The organism is Streptomyces sp. NPDC006265 (genome assembly GCF_040613555.1).
Classification (GTDB): domain Bacteria; phylum Actinomycetota; class Actinomycetes; order Streptomycetales; family Streptomycetaceae; genus Streptomyces.
In genome coordinates this window covers 1-3,935 of record NZ_JBEXSH010000843.1, presented here as the reverse complement: position 1 = coordinate 3,935, position 3,935 = coordinate 1, and the positions used below count along the sequence as shown (strand labels likewise).

Below are 3,935 nucleotides of genomic sequence, written 5' to 3'. Positions count from 1 at the left end.
GTGGCCTCGCCGAGGTAGCCCGGGTCGCCGGCGGCCAGGGCGTCGAGCTGAGCGCCGGTGCGCTCCGCGGCGGCCAGGGCACCCTCCCGCCACAGCTTCCGCCAGGTGGGAACCTTGTCGCGGACGATCCGGGCGGCGGCGCTCTGGAACTCCAGGTACGGGCCGTTGTCCCCGGCCACGAGGGCCTCGCGCAGCCCGAGGTAGCCCTCGACGGCGAGGTCCCTGCGGCGCCGGGCGGCCGTGGCGGTCTCCGGCCCGGTGCCGGGCGGCAGGGCAGCGGCGGCGGCGTACCGGTCGGGGTCGGCGAGCACCTCGGGCGGGAAGGTGAACACGGCATCCCCGGCCTCGGGCAGGCCGCTGTTCTGCATCAGTACGGTGATGCGCAGATCGCCGCCCTGCACCATGCGGTGCACGGTGCCCGGCGTGAACCAGGCGATCGAGCCGGCTTCGAGGGGGATGTCCCGGTAGCCGTCGGGGCTCAGCGTCTGGACCGCGCCCCGGCCGCCGGTGACGACGTACGCCTCGGTGCACACCAGGTGCAGGTGCGGACTGCCGCCGCACACACCGTCGGCGGCCTCCCAGTCGTAGGCGCTGAGGTGGGACAGGCCGATCGCGCCGGGCAGCGGGTGCGAAAGACCCGCCGGTTTCGGCTCGCTCACCACGGCAGGCCCTCCAGGTGGATGCCGACCCGGTCGCGGTCCCAGGCACCGTCGGCGACGACGATGCGGTACCGGTATCCGAAGGACCCGCCCGGCGGCAGCTCGAACTCCTCGAAGAACGCCCAGGAGAACGCGACCGTCGGGAAGGGCTCGGAGCGGACGAACCAGTGCGACTCGTGGATCGGGGACGTCTCGTCGAGGTTTTCGGGCGCGTGCGCGAAGACCAGGGTGGAGTGGCCGTCGACGTCGTCGTGCTCGGTGGTGAAGGCGAGCCAAGGGCCCTGGGTACCCATCAGCTTGCCCGCGTCGGCGTCGGTGTCCGGGGCGAAGACCGTGCCGCCGGTGAAGTCGCGCGGGCCGCGCCACTGGAGTCCGGTGTAGCCGGCCATGTCACGGCCCGCGGTGGTCGGGGAGCCGAAAACCAGTGGTTCCGAACGGGTGTTGGTGAGGCGGATCGACCAGTCCAGAGCCCAGGAACCGGCCTCCTCGTCCACCGAGTGGACGGTCAGGCCGCGCACCTCGCGCGCCCACTCCTCGCCGCCGTTCTCGATCCAGGTGAGGTTCTCGGTGACGGCGAGGCGGTCGTCCTCGACGGTGAAGTCCGCGAAGCCGTCGTGCCGCATCGAGCCGACGCGCTCGGGCAGCGGGAGGTAGCCCTCGCCGTGCACGTAGCAGTTGCCGCCCCAGAAGTTCTGGCCGGACAGATGGCTCGCGGTCATCTGCAGGCCCTTGTGCCAGCGGTGGTCGTTGGGACGGTAACCGGTGACCGTGCGGCCCGAGAGGGTGCGCACGGGGTGGGCGTAGGGCTTGCGGGACTCGAAGGGGTCCGGGTCGGCACGGTAGACGTAGCGGAGGATCTCCGTGCCGCCTGCGGTGACGGCGATGTCCTCGCCGTGCGTGTGGGTGACGCGGATGGTCATGCGCGCTCCTTGGGGGCCCAGTCGGGGTACTCGCCGTGCATGGCCTCGTAGAAGGGGTCGCCGGGGCCGATCTCGCCCGCGCGCACCGAGCGGCCGGTGAACGCCGCCTTGTACAGGGCGGCGGCGAACTCCAGGGTGGCGCGGGCGTCGTGACCGCTGCCCGGGGGCCGTGTGCCGGTGTCGTAGGCGTCGAGGAGCGCTCCCAGCTGGGCGGTGTGCGAGCTGGGCACGTCGGTGTCGGGTGTGCGCCAGGCGGTGGCGCGCTCGGAGGCCACGTGCGGGGCCGGGGTGTAGGCCCAGCTGTCGTTGCTGTGGCCGTACAGGTGGGTGAGCTCGACCGTGGCGTCCGCGCAGTCGATTCGGATGCGGCTCACCTCGTCCGGGGAGAGCACGCTGTTGACGACGGTGGCGAGGGCGCCGCTCCTGAACCGCACCAGGGCGGTGGAGACGTCCTCGCTCTCGGTGTCGTGGACCAGGCGCGCGGCCATCGCGCTGATCTCCTGCCACTCACCGAGCAGGTGCAGCATCAGGTCGTACTGGTGGATGCCGTGACCCATGGTGGGGCCGCCGCCCTCGCTGGCCCACTTTCCGCGCCACGGCACCGCGTAGTACGGGGCGTCCCGGTGCCAGGTGGTCTGGCAGTGCGCGACCAGCGGGGCGCCCAGCTCGCCGCTCGTGATCAGTTCGCGGGCGTGCACGGCGCCGGATCCGTAGCGGTGCTGGAAGACGACCGCCGCGTAGGCGCCGGAGGCCTCCTCGGCGGCGGCGATCTCGTCGTACTCCGCGAGCGACAGGGTCAGCGGCTTCTCGCACAGCACCCAGGCGCCCGCCTTCAGCGCGGCCACCGTCTGGTCCCGGTGCAGGGAGGGCGGCGTACCGATGAGGACCAGGTCGGGGCGTACGGCGTCCAGCATCGCGTCCACCGAGGTGAACCCGGCGACCTGCTCACCGGCCAGCTCGCGGAAGGCGTCGAGGCGTTCCTGGTCCACGTCGACGGCGGCCACCAGTTCCACCCGGTCGGAGTGGGCGCGCAGCGCCGGCAGATGGCTGCCGCTCACGATGGCACCGGTGCCGACGACGGCCACGCGGCGGCGGGCGGGGAACCCTGGGGACACGGACATGCGGCGCTCCTCGGACAGCCGGCGGACACACGCTTGGAAAGCGCTTGCACTCGGAAGGGACCCTAGGCGCGAGAGAATGTCTGGACAACCCCCCTGCAGCGACCTCCACAAGGTGTGCCCGAGCATTGTCCCAGCTTGGGGCGGAGATTCGGGTTGTTGCCCCCGCCATGGAAATGGCGTTCCCCCGCCCCTCCGCTGAGGCTGGCCCCACCACGAGCCCGGCCGTCAGCCGGAGTGATCGGCCTGCGAGACGTCCCTACCGTTCTGTCGCACAGCACCCCTCCCGGGCATGGCCCTGCCAGTCCCGCGAGAGGACATCGGCGACAGAAAGGAAACCACGTGTTACCCCGTTCCCCGGGAACCGCGAGCAGAGCCGTCCTCGCCCTGACGGCCGCCGCACTCGCCTTCACCTCACTGCCCGCCGCCGAGGCGGCCTCGGACCCTCTCGCCCGCCATCACCGGCAGCACCTCACCTGGAAGAGCTGCGTGCTCGGGCCGGACGACCCGACCGGCAAGAAGCTGGAGCAGGCGGGCGCCCGCTGCGCCGACGTGACCGTACCGCTGGACTACTCCGACCCCCGCGGCCGGACGATCACCGTCGCGATCTCCCGGATCCGCGCCACCGACACCCGGCGCAGCGCCGGCCCCCTGCTCCTCAACGGCGGCGGCCCCGGCGGGCCCTCGCTCGGTGACCCGCCGTGGGTGCGCGAGGCGATGCAGGACGTCGCCGCGCGGTCTACCCGTTCGACACCTACGACACCGACGTCGAGTTCTGGGCCGTGCTGGGCGGTAAGCCGGTGCCGGTGCGGATGCTCTTCTCCAACGCCGACACGCTCTTCTCCGTCTCGGTGACACCCCCGCCCTCCGGGCAGGAGGCCGTCGTGGCGCTGAAGCTGTCCCGATCGGGCAGCCTGCTCGTCTTCGCGGTCTTCATGATGGTCGCGATGTGGGCGCTGGCGTCGTCCGTGCTCCTCGGGGGGCCTGGTATCTGACGACCCGCAGGCAGGGCCTGGTCTGGCCCGCCCTCGCCTGGATGGCCGCCACGCTGTTCGCTCTCGCGGCGTTCCGCAACACCGCCCCCGGCACACCCCCGATCGGCTGCGTGATGGACTGGTTCGCCTTCTTCTGGGCCGAGGCCGTCATCGCCCTGTGCCTGATCGTCGTGGTCACCTTCGGCATCCGCACCGCCTTGCGCGCGGCCGACGCGCAACTCGCCTGATGTCCGTCGTCCGGAT

5 protein-coding genes and 1 pseudogene are annotated in these 3,935 nt (G+C 72.2%); 3 read left to right on the top strand and 3 right to left on the bottom strand.

The features are described 5' to 3' along the window. From ABZ281_RS41195 to ABZ281_RS41185, 3 genes are all read right to left on the bottom strand, one after another. On the bottom strand, window positions 1-662 hold a 662-nt coding region (locus ABZ281_RS41195; protein ID WP_356663067.1), incomplete at its 3' end, for a cupin. Further along, entirely contained in the window at window positions 656-1,579 is a 924-nt protein-coding gene (locus ABZ281_RS41190) for a PmoA family protein (protein ID WP_356663066.1), read from the bottom strand. The genes ABZ281_RS41190 and ABZ281_RS41195, both read right to left, overlap by 7 nt. After that, entirely contained in the window at window positions 1,576-2,700 is a 1,125-nt protein-coding gene (locus ABZ281_RS41185; RefSeq protein ID WP_356663065.1) for a Gfo/Idh/MocA family oxidoreductase, read from the bottom strand. Before ABZ281_RS41185 ends, ABZ281_RS41190 begins: the two co-directional genes overlap by 4 nt. A gap of 384 nt (window positions 2,701-3,084) precedes the next feature. Here ABZ281_RS41185 and ABZ281_RS41180 point away from each other — a divergent pair. From ABZ281_RS41180 to ABZ281_RS41170, 3 genes and pseudogenes are all read left to right on the top strand, one after another. Further along, window positions 3,085-3,435: pseudogene (locus ABZ281_RS41180) on the top strand (alpha/beta hydrolase); the annotation flags it as partial. Beyond that, the gene (locus ABZ281_RS41175) at window positions 3,399-3,692 is read left to right on the top strand and encodes a DUF4436 family protein (protein ID WP_356663064.1); all 294 of its coding nucleotides are present in this window, start codon (window positions 3,399-3,401) and stop codon (window positions 3,690-3,692) included. The pseudogene ABZ281_RS41180 and the gene ABZ281_RS41175, both read left to right, overlap by 37 nt. Then, complete coding sequence (locus ABZ281_RS41170; RefSeq protein WP_356663063.1) at window positions 3,647-3,919, top strand: DUF4436 family protein; 273 nt, start codon at window positions 3,647-3,649, stop codon at window positions 3,917-3,919. The genes ABZ281_RS41175 and ABZ281_RS41170 overlap by 46 nt, the downstream gene beginning before the upstream one ends. Window positions 3,920-3,935 lie beyond the last annotated feature (16 nt).